We start from the raw sequence: 18,441 nt of genomic DNA, 5'->3' as shown, positions 1-18,441 counted from the left end.
CTGCCCGCTGCGTTGCGCGAGCGGATTCGGCTTGTGAGTCCAGCGGCAAAACTGTTTTTAATGTTTGTTATTTCGGCTAAAAGCGTTCGGTAATTCCGAAAAGAGGCCGTCATGTCGAAAGACCAGAAATCCGTCGAAAACCTCACCGAGCTTGAAGCCTCTTCCGAGCTTGCATTTCTGGCGGCCGAGCTTGCGCGCCACGATGCGCTTTACCACGGCAAGGATGCGCCGGAGATTTCGGATGCGGACTACGACGCGTTGAAGCGTCGCAACGATGCGATCGAAGCGGCTTTCCCGGCGCTGGTGCGGGCCGACAGCCCGTCGAGAAAAGTCGGCTTCGCACCGCTTCCGACCTTTGCGCCCATCGTGCATGCGCGGCCGATGCTTTCGCTCGACAACACGTTTTCGGAAGAGGATCTGCGGGATTTCGTCAGTTCCGTCTATCGCTTCCTCGGGCATCTGCCGGACGATTCCATCGCCTTCACCGCCGAGCCGAAGATCGACGGGCTTTCCATGTCGATCCGCTATGAGAACCGCAGGCTGAAGACGGCGGCGACGCGTGGAGACGGCACGACGGGCGAGAATGTCACCGCCAATATCAGGACCATCAAGGAAATCCCGGACGAGCTGCCCGCCGATGCGCCCGATGTGGTGGAGGTGCGCGGCGAGGTCTATATGGCCAAGAGCGACTTTCTGGCGCTCAATGCCCAGATGGAGGCCGAAGGCAAGCAGACCTATGTGAACCCGCGTAACACGGCATCCGGCTCCCTGCGCCAGCTCGACGCCAATGTGACGGCGAAACGCAAGCTGCGGTTCTTCGCCTATGCGCTGGGTGAGGTCTCGAATGGCGGCCAGCCGGCACGGATTGCGGACACGCAATATGGCATCGTCGAGAAATTCCGGGACTGGGGCTTTCCGGTCAACCCGTTGATGAAGCGATTCACCTCCGCCGAGCAATTGCTTGAACATTATAATGAAATCGGCGTCGCCCGACCCGATCTCGATTACGATATCGACGGTGTGGTTTATAAGGTCGACCGGCTCGATCTTCAGGAGCGGCTTGGTTTCCGCTCGCGCAGCCCGCGCTGGGCCACTGCGCACAAGTTTCCGGCTGAGCAGGCCTTCACCACCGTCGAAAATATCGAAATCCAGGTGGGACGCACCGGTGCCCTGACGCCGGTCGCGCGTCTCACCCCGATCACCGTCGGCGGTGTCGTCGTCACCAATGCGACGCTGCACAATGCCGATTATATCGAAGGCATCGGCAATAGCGGCGAGCGCATCCGCCCGGAGGACCACGATATCCGCATCGGCGATACGGTGATCGTGCAGCGCGCCGGCGATGTCATTCCGCAGGTGCTGGACGTGCTTCTGGAAAAGCGCCCGGCTGATGCGGTGAAATATGCGTTCCCGGAAAAATGTCCGGTCTGCGGCAGCCATGCGGTGCGGGAGCGCAATGAAAAGACCGGCAAGCTCGATTCGGTCACGCGTTGCACGGGCGGGTTCGTTTGCCGCGCGCAGGCGGTGGAGCACCTGAAACATTTCGTCTCGCGCAATGCTTTCGACATCGAAGGGCTTGGCACCAAGCAGATCGATTTCTTCTTCGAAAGCGACGATCCGGCGCTTTCGATCAAGACCGCGCCCGAGATTTTCACCCTCAAGGCGCGGCAGGAAGCCTCGCATCTGACCAAGCTCGAGAATATCGACGGCTTCGGCAAGGTCAGCGTCAGAAAGCTGTTCGACGCCATCGATGCCCGCCGCGAGATCGATCTGCACCGCCTGATCTTCGCGCTCGGCATCCGCCATGTGGGTGAGACCACCGCGAAGCTTCTGGCGCGCTCCTATGGCACTTACGAACATTTCGAAGAGAGCATGAAGGCGGCAGCCGACCCGGCGAGCGATGCCTGGGCCGAACTCAACAGCATCGACGGCATCGGCGAGGTGGTGGCCCGCGCCATCATCGAATTCTACAAGGAGCCGCGCAATCTCGATGTCATCGACCGGCTGATACGGGAGCTTCGCCCGAAGGAAGCCGAAAAGCCCTCGACCGATGGCAGTCCGGTGGCGGGCAAGACGGTGGTATTTACCGGCTCACTGGAAAAATTTACCCGTGACGAGGCGAAGGCGCGCGCCGAAAGCCTCGGCGCGAAAGTGGCCGGCTCGGTTTCCAAAAAGACCGATATTCTGGTGGCAGGACCGGGAGCTGGCTCCAAGCTTGCCAAGGCGACGGAACTGGGCGTGCAGACTATGGACGAGGACGAGTGGCTGGCCCTGATCGGCGGCTGATGCACCGTCATGGCGATGTTGTTCTCTGCCGCTAGAGCTTTGCGACGGACACGGAGAGCACAGCATGGATGACCGCATTGTCGTCAGCACAGAGCAGGTCCGGGCGCTGGTTGACAGCCAGTTTCCGCAATGGGCGGGGTTAAATATCCGACCGGTGGAACTGAGCGGCTGGGACAATCGCAGCTTCCGTCTTGGCGATGAGATGCTGATCCGCATGCCAAGTGCCGCCCGGTATGTTGCGCAGGTGGAGAAGGAGCATCGGTGGCTGCCGGTGCTTGCGCCGCTGCTGCCTTTTCCGATCCCTGCGCCATTGGCGCTCGGGCAGCCGGGAGAGGACTATCCGTTCCGCTGGTCCGTCTATCGCTGGCTTGAGGGCGAACCGCTCGCCCGGTATCTGGATCGCGTTGATCTTTCAACCATCGCCATCGATGTTGCCGCGTTTTTAAGGGCATTGCACGGGGTGGACGCTTCGGATGGCCCACCCGCAGGCGCACATAATTTCCATCGCGGCGGCTCGCTTTCGGTCTATGACGGGGAGGCGAAGGCTTCGGCGGCGCGGCTTGCCGATGAGGTGGATCAGGCGCTGGCCATGGAGATATGGCAGCTTGCACTTTCGAGCCATTGGCGGAAGCAGGGAGTGTGGGTGCATGGAGACATTGCCGAGGGCAATCTGCTGGTGAAGGACGGCCGGCTTTCGGCCGTCATCGATTTCGGTAGTTCCGGCGTCGGCGATCCGTCTTCCGATCTCATCCTCGCGTGGAATGTGCTCGATGCGGAAAGCCGCGCCGTTTTTCGCCGGGCGCTGGAGCTGGATGAGGCGACATGGCAGCGCGGGCGCGGCTGGGCGCTGTGGAAGGCTTTGATCGTGCTGGATGCGGAGCGCGGGCGTAACGACAAAATGGCCGAATGGTCGCGGCGGACCATTCGGGAAGTGTTTGCGGATCACCTGGACAACTGACCGGAACTATCGAAGACGCGCCATGCAATAGGCATCGATATACTCGCCGTCGCGGAAGGCGAAGGATTTGAGGTGTCCCTCGACCTCGAAGCCGAATTTGCGATAAAGCGCCAGCGCCGGTTCATTGTCCGTGAAAACGGTCAGTTCGATCCGTTTCAGGTCCAGCCAGCGATCGGCTATGGCGAGGATTTCGCCGATCATGGCGCTGCCGATCCCGCGTCCCTTATAGGCGTCGTGGACGCCCATGCCGATGCTGCCCGCATGCGCCCGGCGGTTGCTGTGGCGCGTCAGGCCGATATCGCCAACGATCTTGCCGTCGAGGATGGCGATCAGCGCAAAGCTGTTGGCCGGCTGGGTTTCGATCCCCTTGCGAATATCTTCCGGAGTGTGATGCGGCCAGCGCAGCGTCCCGTAGCGATATCCGGCCATATTGTGCAGTGCTGTTATCCCCGGCGCATCTGCCAGCGTGCGTGCGCGAATGCACAGGCCTTCGGGCCAGCGCGCGTCGGGGTCGAGTGGCGGGGAAATATCGAAATCCGGCATGTCTGCTCTCCTTCGTTTTTCAGCCGAGGCAGAGCGGAAACACCGCACCCTGCCAATATGCGGCAGGGTGGTGGACGGGATGACCGACTGACTAACGCGCCGATACCGCCACACGCCCTGCGGGGCGAATGGTTGCGGTGAGGTGCATATGGATAGCAAAACCGATCATGGCGGGCATAAGGCCAGAGGCGTCGCTCAGCGTCAAGACGGCAAGGCTACGTTCAGTCCCGGAAATTTCAGGACGAGGAACGTGAGGCCACCTTTTGTCGGAGCGGCCTCAGCTCTCCTGCCGTCACTGCGGCCTCGCGCGGGGCTGACGCCATCTGGAAAGCAGCCTGCCGTCGATCGCCGCAAGACCGGCGGCGATCATCGCCATGCCGGCGAAGTGTTTCATCTCCAGCTGCTCGCCGAGAAGCAGCGAACCGAGCAGTATGGCGCTGACGGGAATGAGGAAGGTGACGAGGGCAAGGTTGGTGGCGCCGGCGCTGGCGAGGATGCGGAAGAAGATCAGATAGGCGAGCGCTGTCGACAAGAGGGCGATGCCGACAAGCGCGCCCCAGGTGCCGAGGCCCGGCATGGCGAGCGTCCATGGTTTATCGATAAGAAGGGCGGCCGGGATGAGCATCAGTGTCGAAGAGGAGATCTGGCCGGTGGCGGTCATCAGCGGCGGTACGCCCATGGCCTTGAAACGGCGGCCGAATATGCCCGCGAAGGAATAGGAGATGGCCGCGCCGAGAATGGCGATCTGGCCCCAGAGACCGGATGAGCCGGTGAAGGCGGCCGGGCCGATCATGGTCGCCACGCCGGCAAAGCCGATCAACACGCCGGTGAGCTTGTTGCCGGTCATCTTCTCGTCGGCGGTCAGAAAATGGGCGACGATGACGGTGAAGAGAGGCGTGGTGGCATTGAGGATTGAGGCTAGTCCGCTGGCAATGTGGGTCTGACCCCAGACGATCAGGCAGAAGGGGATGATGTTGTTGAGCAGGCCCATGCCGAAAAAGGCGCGCCACACCGCCCATTCACGCGGCAGGCGAAGGCCCAGGATGCGGCAGACGATGAGAAGCGCGATTGCCGCCAGGCTGACGCGCAGCGTGACGATGGTGACGGGCGGCAGTTCCTTGACGGCGACACCGATGAAAAAGAACGATCCGCCCCAGAGAAGCGAAAGCGCGACAAGCATCGCCCATTCACCGGCATCCATCTGTTTCTGTATCGCCATCGTCATCTCCCAAAAGCATGAGTATCGACATGATCGCAGGCGGGTTCGCCGCCATCCACCCGATATCGGTTGAGTTTAGCTCAAACTGGAAATGGGTGGTTTTCACTGCGTTTCAGGTCTTGTTGCGTCTATTTACTCCCTGTTTTATGATGTTTTCAAACGATTGTTTCTCGTTCGATAATTGAGATGAGCTAAACCATGGCAGCCGAACTTCCGTCTTTGAAAGGGTTGCAGGCCTTCGAGGCCGCAGCACGGTATCGCAGCGTCACGCTTGCTTCCAATGAGTTGAATGTCACGCCCGGTGCCGTCAGCCTGCAAATCCGGGAGCTGGAGGCGCGGCTTGGCGTGCAATTGTTTTTCCGCAAGCCGCGCAGCATCCAGCTGACGCGTGAGGGGGAGCGTTATTACGGCGCGCTTCGTACCGCCTTCCGGATGATGCGCGAGGCGACGGCGGAACTGACGGCTCGCTCCGAGATCACGGTTCTGACGCTGAGCTGCACGCCGACTTTCGCCGTGCAATGGCTGATGCCGCGATTGCCTGCCTTCCAGCAGCAACATCCGCAGGTGGATGTCCGCATCAGCGTGACGAACCGGCTGGTGGATTTTTCAAGGGATGATGTCGATCTGGCGGTGCGGCACGGGTTCGGTCGTTATGAAGGGCTGGAGAGTATCCGTTTCATCGATGACAGCACCCTGCCGGTCTGTTCGCCGCAACTTCTGGAGAAACATGGGCCGCTTCAGGAGGCAGGCGACCTGAAATCCATTCCGCTTCTGCACGATGAAAACCGCAATGAATGGCGGCGCTGGCTGGAGGCGGCGGGAGCATCGGACGTGGATGCCTCCGGCGGTACCGTCTTCATTGACAGCAACGGCGCGCTGGATGCGGCCAAGGCCGGGCACGGCATTGCGCTGACCCGGCGTTCACTGGTTTCCCGCGAGCTTATGGAAGGCGCATTGATTGCGCCATTTGGGAAGGACATGGCCAGCACGCTCGCCTATTTCCTCGTTTATCCGCGGCGTATGCTGGATAACCCCGATCTGGTGACGCTCATCGACTGGATGCTTTCGGAAGCGGGTTCTGTCGAGGCCGGTTCTCTTTGACGTCAATCCGGTCTATGCCGGAATGAAACAACGGGAATCACTCTTGAAAACCATCGCCATCGATTTCGAGACCGCCAATGAGGAACGGGGCAGCGCCTGCTCCGTCGGGCTTGCATGGATAGAGGGCGGCGAGATCGTTCGCGTCGAGGAACGGCTGATCCGGCCGAAGGACATGCGGTTTTCGCCCTTCAACATCGCCGTGCATGGCATCCGCCCGGCCGACGTCGAAGATGCGCCGGAATTTCCCGAGGTGATGGAGGAGTTCATCGACGACTTCCAAGGCGCCACCATGATCGCCCATAATGCCGCCTTCGATTTCAGCGTCATGCGGGCGTCTTTCGATAAATACCGGCAGTCCTATCCCGATCTTTCCTATCTGTGCAGCGTCAAGATCGCCCGGCATGTCTGGCCCAATCTGGCGTCGCACAAGCTGAATGTCATCGCCCATCACCTGCAGCTGCGTTTCGTGCATCATAATGCCGCCGAAGACGCCGTCGTCTGCGCGGCCGCTTCGATTGCGGCGGCCAAGGCTTTGCGCGTCGCCCATGTCCGCGAGCTGCCGGAAAAGATCGGCATGGTCGCGGGGCGTCTCACCTCCACCGGTTACCAGCCCTGCAGCATGAAAAAACGCGCCGTCTCCCGGGTTGCGTAACGGTGGCTTCCACCTATGTTTGAAGCAGCGTAACGGAGAAGATGCGATGACGATGAGAACTCTGTCGGGTTTGTTTGCGGGCTTTCTGGCATTGCTTCCGGTGACAGCGGCGCATTCGCAGGTGGTGGGTGAGGTCGGTGTCGACTGGATCGGCAATGACATCGTCATCGAGGCGATCGCCGATCCGAAGATCAAGGGCGTGACCTGCCATGTGACCTATTTCGAGCGCGGTGTCATCGACCGCCTGAAGAACGGCAACTGGTTCGAAGACCCCTCTAACAACGCCATTTCCTGCAGCCAGACGGGACCGGTGGAGATCGGCGACATCGATCTGTCGAAGGGCGGGGAAGAAGTGTTCCGGCAGGGCATGTCGCTGGTCTGGAAGAAGCTCGTCGTCAGCCGCGTTTATGACAGGGCGAATGACACGCTGATCTATCTGGTGCATGCGCGGGAGCTGACCGACGGTTCGGCCAAGATGGCGATTTCCACGGTGCCGCTCTATAACCAGCAGGTCACATGGCAAAAGGGCAAGCCGTGAGATTTTGTCCGACGCTGTCCGTCATGCCGGACTTGATCCGGCATCCAGCCACGGTGCGTCTGCGGCATGAAAGAGTCTTTCGCGATCAAGGACTTGATCGCGCTGGACCCCGGATCAGGTCCGGGGTGACGGAGTACTTCTGAAACGGGACTGCCAGACTATGCAACCCGCGCCGCTTCGACGGCGCTGGCGCTAGGCGCTCCAAATCCTATCAAGAGACAAGAGCCGGCTTAATCAGGCCGCTTCGCGTGCCAGCTCGTCCGCAATCACGGTGTCGAGGTTGAGGAAGCAGACCATGCTCTTTTCCAGCGCCACGATGCCGCGGCAGAAGCTGCGCTGTTCTTCCGGAATGATATCGGGCGCGGGCTGCAGGTCTTCGGAGCGGATGGTCATCATGTCGGAGACCTGTTCCACCAGCAGGCCGACCAGCTTGCCGCCGATATCGGTGACGATGATGGCGGAGCGTTCGGACGGCTCGGTCATCTTCATGCCGAGGCGGCCGGCCATGTCGATGACGGGGATGACGGCGCCGCGCAGGTTGATGAGGCCGAGAACATAAGGCGGGGTGTGCGGCATCGGTGTAACCGGCGCCCAACCGCGGATTTCGCGGATCGCCATGATGTCGATGCAGAATTCCTGATCGCCCAGATGGAAGGAAACGATTTCGAGATATGCGCCGGATTGCTTGATGGCGTTGGACATGGCGGCAGGTTTCCTCTGATGGCTCTCTAACAGGCCCGCGCAGGATTGAGCTTTATGCGGTGGCCGGAGAATGGACCGGAAGACATCATGTCGAGGCTTAAAAACCGCTATGGTCATAATGCACAGCAAGATTTTAAACTTTCCCTAACAATTGCTGCTGCCCCGCCGGCAAAACCCAGTATTTTGGCGGTTTTCGCGCTCACGCAAACAGGTTATGATGGGCATATGAACGCACTCGTTTCCCATCCGCTGAAGTTTATTCTGGCTAGTCTTGCCGCTGTGGCCTCGCTTGCCATTGTGCTTCTTGCCTTTGACGGCTGGGTGCGGCACGGCACGGATATTTTCCTGTCCACGGTACAGAGCGGCATCGCCTGGTGCCTGTGACGCGTTTTCCGGCTGCGGATTTGTGACAAATCAGCGCGGTTCCCGCAAATACGCCCAGTTGATTTGCCGCCCCCGTCGCCTTTCGTTATCTGTCTGCCAGGGCCTGCGATATGCCGCCGGCTTTCGGGGTAGGATTGGACAATGAGAAATATTCGCATCGTATTGTGGGCCGTCGTGCTCGTTCTCGCCGGCGTTGTCAGCTGGTTGACGATCGAAATGACGAAGACGCGTAATGAAATGGTGGAGACGGCCTATGGCGTGCCTTTCCAACTCACGGCGCAAAATGGCCAGCCGATCACCGAAAAGGCCTTTCAGGGCAAGCCGACAGCGCTGTTCTTCGGTTTCACCCATTGCCCGGAAGTCTGCCCGACAACCCTTTTCGAGCTGAACGGCTGGATGGAGAAGGTGGACCCGGCCGGCGACAAGCTGCAGGCCTATTTCGTCTCCGTCGATCCCGAGCGCGATACGCCTGAGATCATGCAGCAATATGTCTCCAACGTTTCGAAGCGCATCACCGGCATCACCGGACCGGCGGACAAGATCGCCGAAACGCTGAAGGGCTACCGCATCTATGCCAAGAAGGTGCCGGTTGACGAGAAGGATCCGAATGGCGACTACACCATGGATCACACGGCGTCCGTCATCCTGCTCGATGCCAATGGCCGTTTTTCCGGCACCATTGCTTATGGCGAAAACCCCGAAGTTGCCGAGCAGAAGCTCCAGAATCTTCTGAAGGGCTGATAGAGGCGGCATAATTGCGCCGGGCTTATTGGACTGGCCGAGGTTTTGTGGCAAAGGCAAGAACAATAACCTCATCCAGAGAAAGCAGCCCGCCGTGAGCGAAATCCGACTTTACGTCACCACGACCGAAATCCAGGCGGGTGAAATCCTCGATCTCATGTCGGACTATTTCGGCGAGGAGGATGTTGCGATTGCTACCACCGAGGTGGATGAGAAGCGCGATATCTGGGAAGCCTCCGTCTATCTGATGGCCGAGCAGGAGGAAGAGTTCCGCGAGCGTGTCAGCGCCCTGCTTGCTCCCGCCTTTCCCGGTCTCGTGATCGAGAAGGAGACCGTTCCGGATGTCGACTGGATCGCCAAGTCGCTCGAGGGGCTGAAGCCGGTCAGGGCAGGGCGCTTCATCGTCCATGGCGCCCATGATCGCGACAAGGTGCGGGCGAACGATCTGGCAATCGAAATCGAGGCGGGACAGGCTTTCGGCACCGGCCATCACGGCACGACGGCCGGCTGCCTTGAGATGATCGAGGAGGTTCTGCGGGCGCGGACCGTGCGCAATGCGCTTGATCTCGGCACCGGCAGCGGCGTTCTGGCGATTGCCGTGCGCAAGATGCGCCCCATTCCCGTACTTGCGACGGATATCGACCCCATCGCCGTGAAGGTGGCGAGGGAGAATGTGCGGCTGAACGGCATTGTCTCCGGGATGGCGCTGGAGACCGCGCCGGGCTTCCATTCAGACGCTTTCCGCAAGCATGGCCCGTTTGATCTCATCATCGCCAATATTCTGGCCCGGCCGCTCATCAAGATGGCGCCGCAGCTCGTCACCCATCTGGCGCCCGGCGGCACCGTCATCCTGTCCGGCATTCTGGCGTCGCAGCGCTGGAAGGTGCTTTCCGCCTATAATGGCGCCCGGCTTTCCCATATCCGCACCATCTGGCGCAACGGCTGGGTCACGCTGCATTTGCGTAAAGACTGAACCAGCGGCAACATCCCTTTCGGGCAAAAGAAAAGGCGGCGCTTTCGCGCCGCCTGGAAACCCGCGAGCATGGGAGGAGCTTGCTCAAGCGGGTCGACGTATTCCTGTTCGGCGCGGTGGAGGGAGGATCGCCGCGCCGGACGTCATCAGAATACGTAGCTGGACTTTGCCTTGCGACGAAGATCGGCGCGGTTCATGCCGAGCGCTTCGAGCGACTTGTCGTCGAGGTTCAGAAGGGCTGCGTTGACATGGCGGCTGACCTGACGCTCGCGTGCTTCAACGACGCGATCGAAGGCGGTGCGGAGGAAAGATTTTGCCATTGCTTCAAATCCTTGTTTGCCAGGAGAGTGTCTCTCTCGCTGTGTTGATCTGAAGATAAGCGATGTGTTTTTGTTTAGTTAGAGGGGATATCTCAGGGTAGATATGCATTTATCGCATGTCAATTCGCCTTGAGTATTACTTATTTCGCAAAATGTGCACAATTTATCGCCGCAATCCGGTCTGTCATATATGGCTTGAAACCGGCTTTGTCCGCGTGGCATTGTCGTTGCGTGCCAATGATTTGACGGCGCAACCTTGCAGCTTTTCTCATGACAGTTCCCGAAAGACGCCCATGTTCCAGACCTTCGAAAACAAATCCGCGCCGCAATTTGGCAAGGCCCGCGTCGAGGCGCTGCGCGCCGGTTTCGATGCCCTTGGTATCGACGGTTTTCTGGTGCCGCGCGCCGATGAATATCAGGGGGAATATGTGCCGGAATGCGCCGAGCGCCTGTCCTGGCTGACCGGCTTTACCGGTTCCGCCGGCATTGCGCTGGTGACGCGCACGGAGGCGGTGGTTTTTGTCGATGGCCGTTATACGACGCAGCTCAAATCGCAGGTCGATCAATCGATCTTCAGCGGCGGCGATCTGGTTGGCGCGCCGCCCTCCGTCTGGCTGGCCGAACATGCTCCACAGGGTTTCCGGCTCGGCATCGATCCATGGCTGCACACCGGCGCGGAGTTGAAGCGGCTGGAAAAAGTGCTTGCCGGCAAGGGCGGTTCGGTCGTTCTCCTGGAAAAGAACCCGCTCGACGCCATGTGGCAGGACCGTCCCTCCGAGCCGCTGGAGCCCGTCGTTATCCAGCCCGAGGCCTTTACCGGCAGGCTGGCGAAGGAAAAGATCGCCTCGCTGGCGGAGACGGTCTCGGCAAAGGGCGCGGATGCCCTGCTGGTTACCGATCCATCCTCCATCGCCTGGATTTTCAATGTTCGCGGCAATGACGTGCCGCATACGCCGCATCCGCTGGCGCGCGCCATCATCTATGCCGACGGCAGGGCAGATATTTTTCTCGACAAACGCAAGACCGGCATCGAGACCGAGGCCTATCTGGCGCAGCTCGCGACACAATTGCCGCCGTCGAAGATCGCTGACCGTCTGCATGCTATCGCCAGCGCCAAGGGCCGCGTCATGGTGGATGCGGATTTGACTCCGGTGGCGCTGACCGGCGCAATCACGGCGGCGGGCGGCTCGCTTATCGAGGAGGCCGATCCCGTTCGCCTGCCGCGCGCGCGCAAGAACAAGGCGGAGCTTGCCGGCTCGGCAGCCGCCCATGTGCAGGATGGCGCGGCCATGGTCGAATATCTCTGCTGGCTGGACCGCCAGCAACCGGGCAGCGTTACCGAAATCGCCGCCGTCAAGGCGCTGGAGGCTGCGCGGGTCAAGGTGGGGCAGGGGCTGCAAAACCCGCTCAAGGACGTGTCTTTCGATACGATTTCAGGTGCCGGCGAACATGCCGCCATCATCCATTACCGCGTCACCACCGATACCGACCGCACACTTGCGGACGGCGAGATGTTCCTCGTCGATTCCGGCGCGCAATATGTCAACGGCACCACGGATATCACCCGTACCGTCGCAATCGGCACGGTGCCGGAAGAACAGAAGCGTTTCTTCACACTGGTGCTGAAGGGCATGATCGGCATCAGCACCGCGCGGTTTCCGAAGGGAACGCGCGGTTGCGATCTCGATCCGCTGGCGCGCATTGCGCTCTGGAAGGCGGGAGCGGATTATGCCCATGGCACCGGCCACGGCGTCGGCTCCTATCTTTCGGTGCATGAGGGGCCGCAGCGCATTTCGCGGCTTTCGACGCAGGAGCTTCTGCCCGGCATGATCCTGTCCAACGAGCCGGGTTATTATCGGCCCGGCGCTTTCGGCATCCGCATCGAGAACCTCATCTATGTACGCGAGGCGGAAGAGGTGGCCGGCGGCGACCAGCCGATGTTCTCCTTCGAGACGCTGACCTGGTGCCCCATCGACCGCAGGCTGGTCGTGCCCGCTCTCCTGACCGATGAAGAACTGGACTGGCTGAACGCGTATCACGCCGGGGTTCTGGAGAAGCTTTCTCCCTTGATCACCGACGAGGAGGTTAAGGCGTGGCTCATTGCCGCGACGAAGCCATTGGAGCGGGGCGCTTAGAGCAGCCCGAAATGCCTGATCGCGATGACGATGGCCCAGCCGATGGCGAGCATCGTCAGGCCGGGAAAGCGCAGGCAGACCAGAAGCGCTGCCACCATGCCGATCTTCACCTCGTATCCGCCTTCGAAAAAGGCGGGTGCGACGAGCGTGGTCAAAACCGCGACGGGAACGGCGTTCAGTCCCGCCTCCATGCGCGGCGGGATGGATTTCATCCGCGTCATCAGCACATAACCGCCGATGCGGGTCAGATAGGTGGCGATGGCGGCGAGGGCGATCAGGATCAGCGTATCGATATGCAGCATGTCGCTCATGGCGTTTCCACCCCGCTTTCAGAATTCGCCGTGCCATTCGGCTTCGGTGGATAGAGGACCGCGACGAGAACTCCGGCGACGGCGCCGAGGCTGACATGCCACGGCGAGCCGACGATGTGATAGGCGACCGTTGCACCAACCGCGCTTGCCAGCATGACAGGGTAGAAATTCTCCCGCTGGCGGAAGCTCAAGACCATACCCATGAAATAGATCGGCAGCAGCACATCGAGACCGATGGCTTTGGGATCGCCGACCATATTGCCGAGCGATGCGCCGAGAATGGTCATGGCCAGCCACAGCACATAGACCGGTGCTGCAAAGCCCATGTACCAGGAAAAGCCGACCGTGCCGGTATTTTCGTATTTTCTGACCGATTCGGCGAATTGCGGATCGACCAGTACGAAGAAGCCCGCGGCCTTCTGCAGGAAAGACCAGTTCGAGATCATCCGGGCAATGGCGGCCGAATAGAGGATATGGCGGAAATTGACGGCGAAAACGGATAGAACGATCAGCCAGGGGGCAACCTTCTGGCCGAACAATTCGATACCCACGAGCTGGCTCGCGCCCGCATAGACGGTGCCGCTCATGATCGTGGCTTCGGTGACGCTCAGGCCGTTATCGACTGCGACCGCGCCGAACAGCGCACCGAAGGGGGCGGCGGAGAGGGCGATCGGGAAACCGCTCTTCAATCCCTCGCGAAAATCTGCATTGAACATTTCTGGAAACTCCTTGCCCGCCGCTCTATCGCCGTCCCGCCCGGCTGGCAAACGAATTGCATGAATGGATCGATTGATTCCCTTGAAGCTTCCGTTACGGTAACGCCCCATATGGCCGGTGCCGGACGGACGGCTTCACCACCGTCCTCCCGTACCCCTCAACAGTCAGACGTTGGAAGATCGATGCTGGAAAAGCAGGAAAAGGCCGCCCTGGCCGCACGTATCCGGGATTATCTTGCCCGGGAGACCGAAGCCGAAATCGGCCATCTGCAGGCGGAAATCTTCGTGGATTTTCTGGCCGAGGAATTGGGGCACGTTTTTTATAATGAGGGGCTCAGGGATGCACATGCCGCGATCCTGAGACGCCTTGAGGATGCAGCAGGCGATATCGACGTGCTGGAGAAGCCGAAGCCGCGCTAAACTAGTCCCGCAAAATGTCGCGGCTTTTGAGAATGGCCGCGCCTTTTTCCCGCATCGTCGAAATCGCGGCCTTGATGCCCTGCGGATCGATGCCGCGGCTGGCATCTTCGATGAAACGGACATTCACACCGGGCAGCATGTCGAGGGCATCGAGCACCGAAAAACTGACGCAATAATCGGTGGCAAGGCCGCAGACGTCGAGTTGCGTGACACCCTGACGGCTCAGATAGTCAGCCAGTCCCGTCGTCGCCCCCTGATCATTGTCGCGAAAGGCGGAATAGCTGTCGACGGCGGGGTTTTCGCCCTTCTGCTGAATATAGTCGAAGGCGTCCGTCTTGAGGTCGGGATGGAATTCCGCATCCGGCGTGCCCTGCACACAATGGTCCGGCCACATCATCTGTGGTTTGCCGGAGAGTTCGCCCATGTCGAAGGGCTTCTTGCCGGGATGCTGGGAGGCGAAGCTGCCGTGATTTTCCGGGTGCCAGTCCTGCGAGGCGACGATGAGATCGTAGCCGCCATTGTCGATCAGGGCATTGGCGATGGGCACGACCCTGTCGCCATCGGTAACGGCCAGATTGCCGCCGGGGCAAAAACCGTTCTGGATATCGATGAGCAGCAGCGCCTTCATGATGTGCCTCCCTTTTCAGGGCAGGATGCCAAGCCGGCTTTAACGGATCAAGCCCCTTTCGACCTCTCCGGCAGGCACGGGTGTTTCGGGCAGGGGGCTTGCCCTGTCGCAGTCCTGCCGCATTTGCAGCAAATTTCCGGCCAAGTCGGAATTTACCTGACAATGCGGCGACGGAAATTTTTTAGGCCGATGACGACCCTTTGAGGGGCATTTCCCCGGACCACGCAGTGCGGATGCACGCAGTCTCGGCGCAAGTCATTGTTTTGCCTTCGCCTTACAATGCGCAGACCTTAACGAATTATTTTTGCAGGGACTCGTAAACACTTTGGTTACCATAATTCGTCATGCTTCGAACCAGTCAGTTCCGAAACCGGCGTGGTGTTTGCCCGCCTTTCGGATGTCCCAAAATCCCTCCGGCGTCGGCCGGGTGTGCGTGAACGGTTCGAGTAACGAGTATCATGGCGTTTTCTGCTGCGGCCTATAATGGCGCCGGTCTTGCCGGTTCGTCTTCCGTCAAGAGAGGCAAATCCTTTGCGTTCGGCCGAATGTCCGCCCTCCTTGGCGGCGGCGCCTTTGCCGGCCTTTTCGCCTTCGCCGCCTTTGCCTCGCTGCACAGCATGGCCGCCGCTTCGCATGGTGTCGGGCAGTTTGAAAAGACGTTGGTGACGCGATTCGCTTCCACGGAGACGGCAATTGCCCACGCGGCCGCGCGGGATATTCACGTGCGCAAGTTTTCCCGCCTGAGCGACCACAGCCACGGCCAGCAGAAGGCGGTTCGCCTCGCCGGCATCATGCCCGAGATCGGCGCGAAGGAATTCGGCGAACGCTTTGGCGCAGCTGTCAATGCCAAGGGGCAGGCGACGGTGAAGCAACTTGCCGCGCTCAAGCCGTCGGCGATCGTCGATTCGGCGCTGGGTCGCACCTCCGAGGTTGCCTATCAGAGCGCCGTTCCGCAGCACCCGGCATTTGAAGTGGCGCTGGCGCGGCCGCAGATCGAGGAAGAGGCAAGCAGCCTGCTGCCCGATGATGTGCCGCTGCCGAGTTTCCGCCCCGAGGTTGCAACGGCTCAGACGGTTGAGCCGTCACCGCGTCCCGCGACATCGTCCAAGGTCGAGGAACATGTTCCGGCCGTCGCTTCGGCGCCGGCTTTCGATGCGCCGGTTCCCTTGCGGGCGCCTGCGCCGCCGAAGCAGAGCACCGGCGCCATGCTCGCCTTTGCAAAGCCTGACAATCCGATGCGTGAGCCGAGCAAGATGGATGCGGTTCCGTGGCCGGATCGCGGCAACGGTACGGCGATTTACGATATTTCCTCCGGCGTGGTGCACATGCCGAATGGAGAGAAGCTCGAAGCACATTCGGGCATCGGTAAGATGCGCGACAACCCCGATTACGTGCATGTGAGAATGCGCGGTTCGACGCCGCCTTCCAGCTATCGTCTGACGATGCGCGAGGCGCGGTTCCACGGCGTCGAGGCCATTCGCCTGACGCCGGAAAACGGCGTCAACCCGCACGGCCGCGACGGTCTTCTGGCGCATACCTACATGCTGGCGAAACGCGGCGAATCGAATGGCTGCGTGGTGTTCCGGGATTACCCGCGCTTCCTTGCGGCCTTCAAGCGCGGCGAAGTCAAGCGCATGGTGGTGGTGCCGAAGTTGAACGGCAACCGGCCGACACTTGCGAGCAGCGGCGGTAAAAGCGGCGGCAAGACCCTGCTCGGCATGTTTTCGCGCGGCAGCGATTCCTGAGCTTTCCGCATTTTCCTGACGTAAAACCGCTTTGCACTTTTACTGGAAATGCTCTAGCGACCGCGCCGCTGTGTCAGCACCATGCCGGCGAAGATGAGCAGGATGCCGAGTGCGCTTGCCCAGAGTTTCGGCGGATGATCGCCAAAAAGATCGAGAACCACGCCTGAGACCATCTGGCCGCTGATGACCAGAAGGGCGGTATTGACCGCACCGATGCGCGGAATGAGCCAGCTTCCCGAAGCGATGAAGACGACGCCTATCGGCCCGCCGATAAAGGCAAGCCAGGGCGCATCGGCCGCGCCCGGCGGAATGAGGCCGCCGACGATGAGGCCGATGACCGTCAGCACGGCAAAACCGACAATGTGGTTCCAGAACGATGCGATGAGCGGCGAGTTGGACAGGCTGAGGCGGCCGTTGATCTGGCGGCTCAGTGCCACGAAGACGCCGCCGGTAAAGGCCATGGCGATCCAGACAATCATGCCGTTCTCCCGACAAGGATGATGAGCGCACTACCGCACAGGATCAGCGCCACAGCCGCCATGTCCCGCAGGTCCGGCTTTCTTCTGGGCAGGCCGAAGAGGCCGAAAAGATCTGCCAGGAGGCTGAAGATCACCTGTCCGCCAAGCCCGAGCGCGATGGTGCCGGAAAGCGCCAGCGGCGAATTGACGGCGGTGGAGGTGAGGATGACGATGGCCGCACCCACGACGCCGCCGCAATAGGCCCAGAGCGGCGCTTTCGGTTTTTCTGCCGCGCCCACGTCTTTCTTCGGACGCATGATGGCGAGATAGATCAGCGCCGCCACCGTGCCGGTGCCATGCGCCGTCCAGGAGGAAAACAGCGCATTGCCGTAATGGGCAAGCTGACCGTTGAAATGCACCATCAATGTCAAAAGGCAGCCGCTGGCGAAGGCGGCGGCAAGATGCAGCGGGTTGAGGCGTGGATGCGTCGTGTCTGTCATGGCGGGCCGGAAAGCTGAAGATGGAGACGAGCTTTAGCCCATATGTGCCTGAAGCGGAATCGAATTGCGCCGGCTCACGGTTTTAGACGACATTATCCTGTGCGTTGCGGAACAAGCGATGCGGCCACGCATTATTCCACCATGAAGAAAACGACGCGCAAACCATTGAACCGGATGACGATTTTCGTCATTTCTATTTTCATTCTCGCAGCCGTGGTCGCGGCGGTCTATCTCGTCGGCTTCACGCCCGGCGAAGTGTAAGACGGATCGATCAATGACCGGCCGGGGCGGTCTTGCCCTTGCTGCGCTCCATCGCAACGCACACTTTGGCGACGGCGAAGCGAATGCCGCGCAGCAGGAACCGGCTGGTTTCCAGATAGGCGCGATAGGGCAGAACGGTGAAATAACGCCAGCGCGGCAGGCGGTAGATGCGCAGATTGTTCTGGATTTGGCTTTCTCCGTCCGCATCCTGCGTGGCGCAGAGCGGGTAGAGGAAGGCCGCTTTCAGCCCTGCGAGATATTCCAGATCGAATGCGATGTCATAAGCGAGCCGCATGGGAATCAACTTCGATATCCATTTTCCGGCGCGGCGGTTGACGAGATAGGCCCCCGACCCTTTTTCCCGCGTGATGGCAATGGCGAGCGAACGACCGTTGGAAAGCGGGCGGAACGGGAATTTACGGCCATTGCTGACGGTCGTGAGCCGCAGTAAATCCCAGTCACCGCCATTCAGCACCGCCTCGTCGATGGCGTTGAGAAAATCATTATCGAAGACCACGTCATCCTCAAGGATGAGCGCGATATCTGCATCGCCCGCCATGAATTTATTGGCGCAGGCGACATGGCTGAGATAGCAGCCGATTTCCGGCGGCGAGGTGCGGCGGCCATGCATGAGCATATAGGAAATCTCGCTGAATTCCGGGATGGGGTAATTCAGTTCCCTGCCATTGACGCCGGGGACACGCTCCGCCTTGAGCCCCATGGCGTCGAGGCGCGCGGTCATATCCGCGAGGCGTTTGGTGGCGCTGTCCATATTGATCAGGAAAACGGCGAGCCTGCGCTGGCTTTTCGGTAATATATGCAAAGCTGTCCTCGCCAGTTCCACTTCCCC

General features: G+C 60.4%; 21 protein-coding genes. 11 read left to right on the top strand and 10 right to left on the bottom strand.

Annotated elements, in window-relative coordinates:
* The first annotated feature begins 111 nt into the window (after positions 1-111).
* Positions 112-2,286: an NAD-dependent DNA ligase LigA gene (gene ligA / locus FGF54_RS09115; protein WP_142779472.1), complete on the top strand. Its 2,175-nt coding sequence runs from the start codon at positions 112-114 to the stop codon at positions 2,284-2,286.
* Between the two features lie 64 nt (positions 2,287-2,350).
* Positions 2,351-3,244 (top strand): aminoglycoside phosphotransferase family protein, encoded by an 894-nt coding sequence (locus tag FGF54_RS09110; protein WP_142779471.1) that lies wholly within the window; start codon positions 2,351-2,353, stop codon positions 3,242-3,244.
* 6 nt (positions 3,245-3,250) lie between these two features.
* Here FGF54_RS09110 and FGF54_RS09105 read toward each other — a convergent pair whose 3' ends face one another.
* Together FGF54_RS09105 and FGF54_RS09100 are read right to left on the bottom strand one after the other, a co-directional pair.
* Positions 3,251-3,787 (bottom strand): GNAT family N-acetyltransferase, encoded by a 537-nt coding sequence (locus FGF54_RS09105; protein WP_142779470.1) that lies wholly within the window; start codon positions 3,785-3,787, stop codon positions 3,251-3,253.
* Positions 3,788-4,079: 292 nt separating this feature from the next.
* Positions 4,080-5,006, bottom strand: a complete 927-nt coding sequence (locus tag FGF54_RS09100; protein ID WP_168208041.1) for a DMT family transporter — start codon at positions 5,004-5,006, stop codon at positions 4,080-4,082.
* A gap of 198 nt (positions 5,007-5,204) precedes the next feature.
* On the opposite strand from FGF54_RS09100, the gene gcvA reads away from it, so the two are divergent.
* From gcvA to FGF54_RS09085, 3 genes are read left to right on the top strand one after another with little or no spacing between them, the layout of a single operon-like run.
* A complete protein-coding gene (gcvA, locus tag FGF54_RS09095; RefSeq protein ID WP_142779469.1) occupies positions 5,205-6,107 on the top strand; it encodes a transcriptional regulator GcvA in 903 nt (300 codons plus the stop codon).
* A 43-nt stretch (positions 6,108-6,150) separates the two neighbouring features.
* Positions 6,151-6,759, top strand: a complete 609-nt coding sequence (locus tag FGF54_RS09090) for a 3'-5' exonuclease (RefSeq protein WP_142779468.1) — start codon at positions 6,151-6,153, stop codon at positions 6,757-6,759.
* Between the two features lie 46 nt (positions 6,760-6,805).
* Entirely contained in the window at positions 6,806-7,297 is a 492-nt protein-coding gene (locus FGF54_RS09085; protein ID WP_142779467.1) for a CreA family protein, read from the top strand.
* A 234-nt stretch (positions 7,298-7,531) separates the two neighbouring features.
* Here FGF54_RS09085 and FGF54_RS09080 read toward each other — a convergent pair whose 3' ends face one another.
* Positions 7,532-7,999 (bottom strand): chemotaxis protein CheW, encoded by a 468-nt coding sequence (locus FGF54_RS09080; protein ID WP_003522339.1) that lies wholly within the window; start codon positions 7,997-7,999, stop codon positions 7,532-7,534.
* Between the two features lie 87 nt (positions 8,000-8,086).
* Between FGF54_RS09080 and FGF54_RS09075 the strand changes: the two genes are divergently transcribed.
* From FGF54_RS09075 to FGF54_RS09065, 3 genes are all read left to right on the top strand, one after another.
* Positions 8,087-8,383: a hypothetical protein gene (locus FGF54_RS09075; protein WP_246666937.1), complete on the top strand. Its 297-nt coding sequence runs from the start codon at positions 8,087-8,089 to the stop codon at positions 8,381-8,383.
* Between the two features lie 141 nt (positions 8,384-8,524).
* A complete protein-coding gene (sco, locus tag FGF54_RS09070; RefSeq protein ID WP_003522341.1) occupies positions 8,525-9,124 on the top strand; it encodes a cytochrome oxidase assembly protein Sco in 600 nt (199 codons plus the stop codon).
* A gap of 94 nt (positions 9,125-9,218) precedes the next feature.
* The gene (locus tag FGF54_RS09065; protein WP_142779466.1) at positions 9,219-10,097 is read left to right on the top strand and encodes a 50S ribosomal protein L11 methyltransferase; all 879 of its coding nucleotides are present in this window, start codon (positions 9,219-9,221) and stop codon (positions 10,095-10,097) included.
* A gap of 146 nt (positions 10,098-10,243) precedes the next feature.
* Here FGF54_RS09065 and FGF54_RS27190 read toward each other — a convergent pair whose 3' ends face one another.
* Complete coding sequence (locus tag FGF54_RS27190; protein WP_003522343.1) at positions 10,244-10,417, bottom strand: hypothetical protein; 174 nt, start codon at positions 10,415-10,417, stop codon at positions 10,244-10,246.
* A gap of 293 nt (positions 10,418-10,710) precedes the next feature.
* Between FGF54_RS27190 and FGF54_RS09055 the strand changes: the two genes are divergently transcribed.
* Positions 10,711-12,552 carry an aminopeptidase P family protein gene (locus FGF54_RS09055; protein ID WP_142779465.1) on the top strand — a complete coding sequence of 614 codons (1,842 nt, stop codon included), beginning with the start codon at positions 10,711-10,713 and terminating at the stop codon, positions 12,550-12,552.
* On the opposite strand, the gene FGF54_RS09050 is transcribed toward FGF54_RS09055, so the two are convergent.
* Positions 12,549-12,863: an AzlD family protein gene (locus tag FGF54_RS09050; protein ID WP_080790335.1), complete on the bottom strand. Its 315-nt coding sequence runs from the start codon at positions 12,861-12,863 to the stop codon at positions 12,549-12,551. The genes FGF54_RS09055 and FGF54_RS09050 overlap by 4 nt on opposite strands.
* The gene (locus FGF54_RS09045) at positions 12,860-13,579 is read right to left on the bottom strand and encodes an AzlC family ABC transporter permease (RefSeq protein WP_142779464.1); all 720 of its coding nucleotides are present in this window, start codon (positions 13,577-13,579) and stop codon (positions 12,860-12,862) included. Before FGF54_RS09045 ends, FGF54_RS09050 begins: the two co-directional genes overlap by 4 nt.
* Before the next feature lie 183 nt (positions 13,580-13,762).
* Here FGF54_RS09045 and FGF54_RS09040 point away from each other — a divergent pair, with 183 nt between their 5' ends.
* The gene (locus FGF54_RS09040; protein WP_003522348.1) at positions 13,763-13,999 is read left to right on the top strand and encodes a DUF2164 domain-containing protein; all 237 of its coding nucleotides are present in this window, start codon (positions 13,763-13,765) and stop codon (positions 13,997-13,999) included.
* Between the two features lies 1 nt (position 14,000).
* Here the strand turns inward: FGF54_RS09040 and pncA are convergent, their stop codons facing one another.
* Positions 14,001-14,627, bottom strand: a complete 627-nt coding sequence (gene pncA / locus FGF54_RS09035; RefSeq protein ID WP_142779463.1) for a bifunctional nicotinamidase/pyrazinamidase — start codon at positions 14,625-14,627, stop codon at positions 14,001-14,003.
* A 458-nt stretch (positions 14,628-15,085) separates the two neighbouring features.
* On the opposite strand from pncA, the gene FGF54_RS09030 reads away from it, so the two are divergent.
* Positions 15,086-16,372, top strand: coding sequence for a DUF2778 domain-containing protein (locus FGF54_RS09030; protein WP_142779462.1), 1,287 nt, complete (start codon positions 15,086-15,088; stop codon positions 16,370-16,372).
* 53 nt (positions 16,373-16,425) lie between these two features.
* On the opposite strand, the gene FGF54_RS09025 is transcribed toward FGF54_RS09030, so the two are convergent.
* The 3 genes from FGF54_RS09025 to FGF54_RS09015 all read right to left on the bottom strand — a co-directional run bounded on the left by FGF54_RS09025 (position 16,426) and on the right by FGF54_RS09015 (position 18,414).
* Positions 16,426-16,851 (bottom strand): DMT family transporter, encoded by a 426-nt coding sequence (locus tag FGF54_RS09025; RefSeq protein ID WP_020812062.1) that lies wholly within the window; start codon positions 16,849-16,851, stop codon positions 16,426-16,428.
* Positions 16,848-17,330 carry a DMT family transporter gene (locus tag FGF54_RS09020; RefSeq protein WP_080816515.1) on the bottom strand — a complete coding sequence of 161 codons (483 nt, stop codon included), beginning with the start codon at positions 17,328-17,330 and terminating at the stop codon, positions 16,848-16,850. The genes FGF54_RS09025 and FGF54_RS09020 overlap by 4 nt, the downstream gene beginning before the upstream one ends.
* Positions 17,331-17,601: 271 nt before the next feature.
* Positions 17,602-18,414, bottom strand: a complete 813-nt coding sequence (locus FGF54_RS09015; RefSeq protein ID WP_142779461.1) for a glycosyltransferase family 25 protein — start codon at positions 18,412-18,414, stop codon at positions 17,602-17,604.
* Positions 18,415-18,441: the final 27 nt, after the last annotated feature.

The sequence above is a fragment of the Agrobacterium sp. T29 genome (assembly GCF_006970545.1).
In the GTDB taxonomy this organism is placed as follows: domain Bacteria; phylum Pseudomonadota; class Alphaproteobacteria; order Rhizobiales; family Rhizobiaceae; genus Agrobacterium; species Agrobacterium leguminum.
The sequence above is the reverse complement of the archived record's forward strand: the minus strand, read 5'-3'. Positions and strand labels throughout refer to the sequence as shown.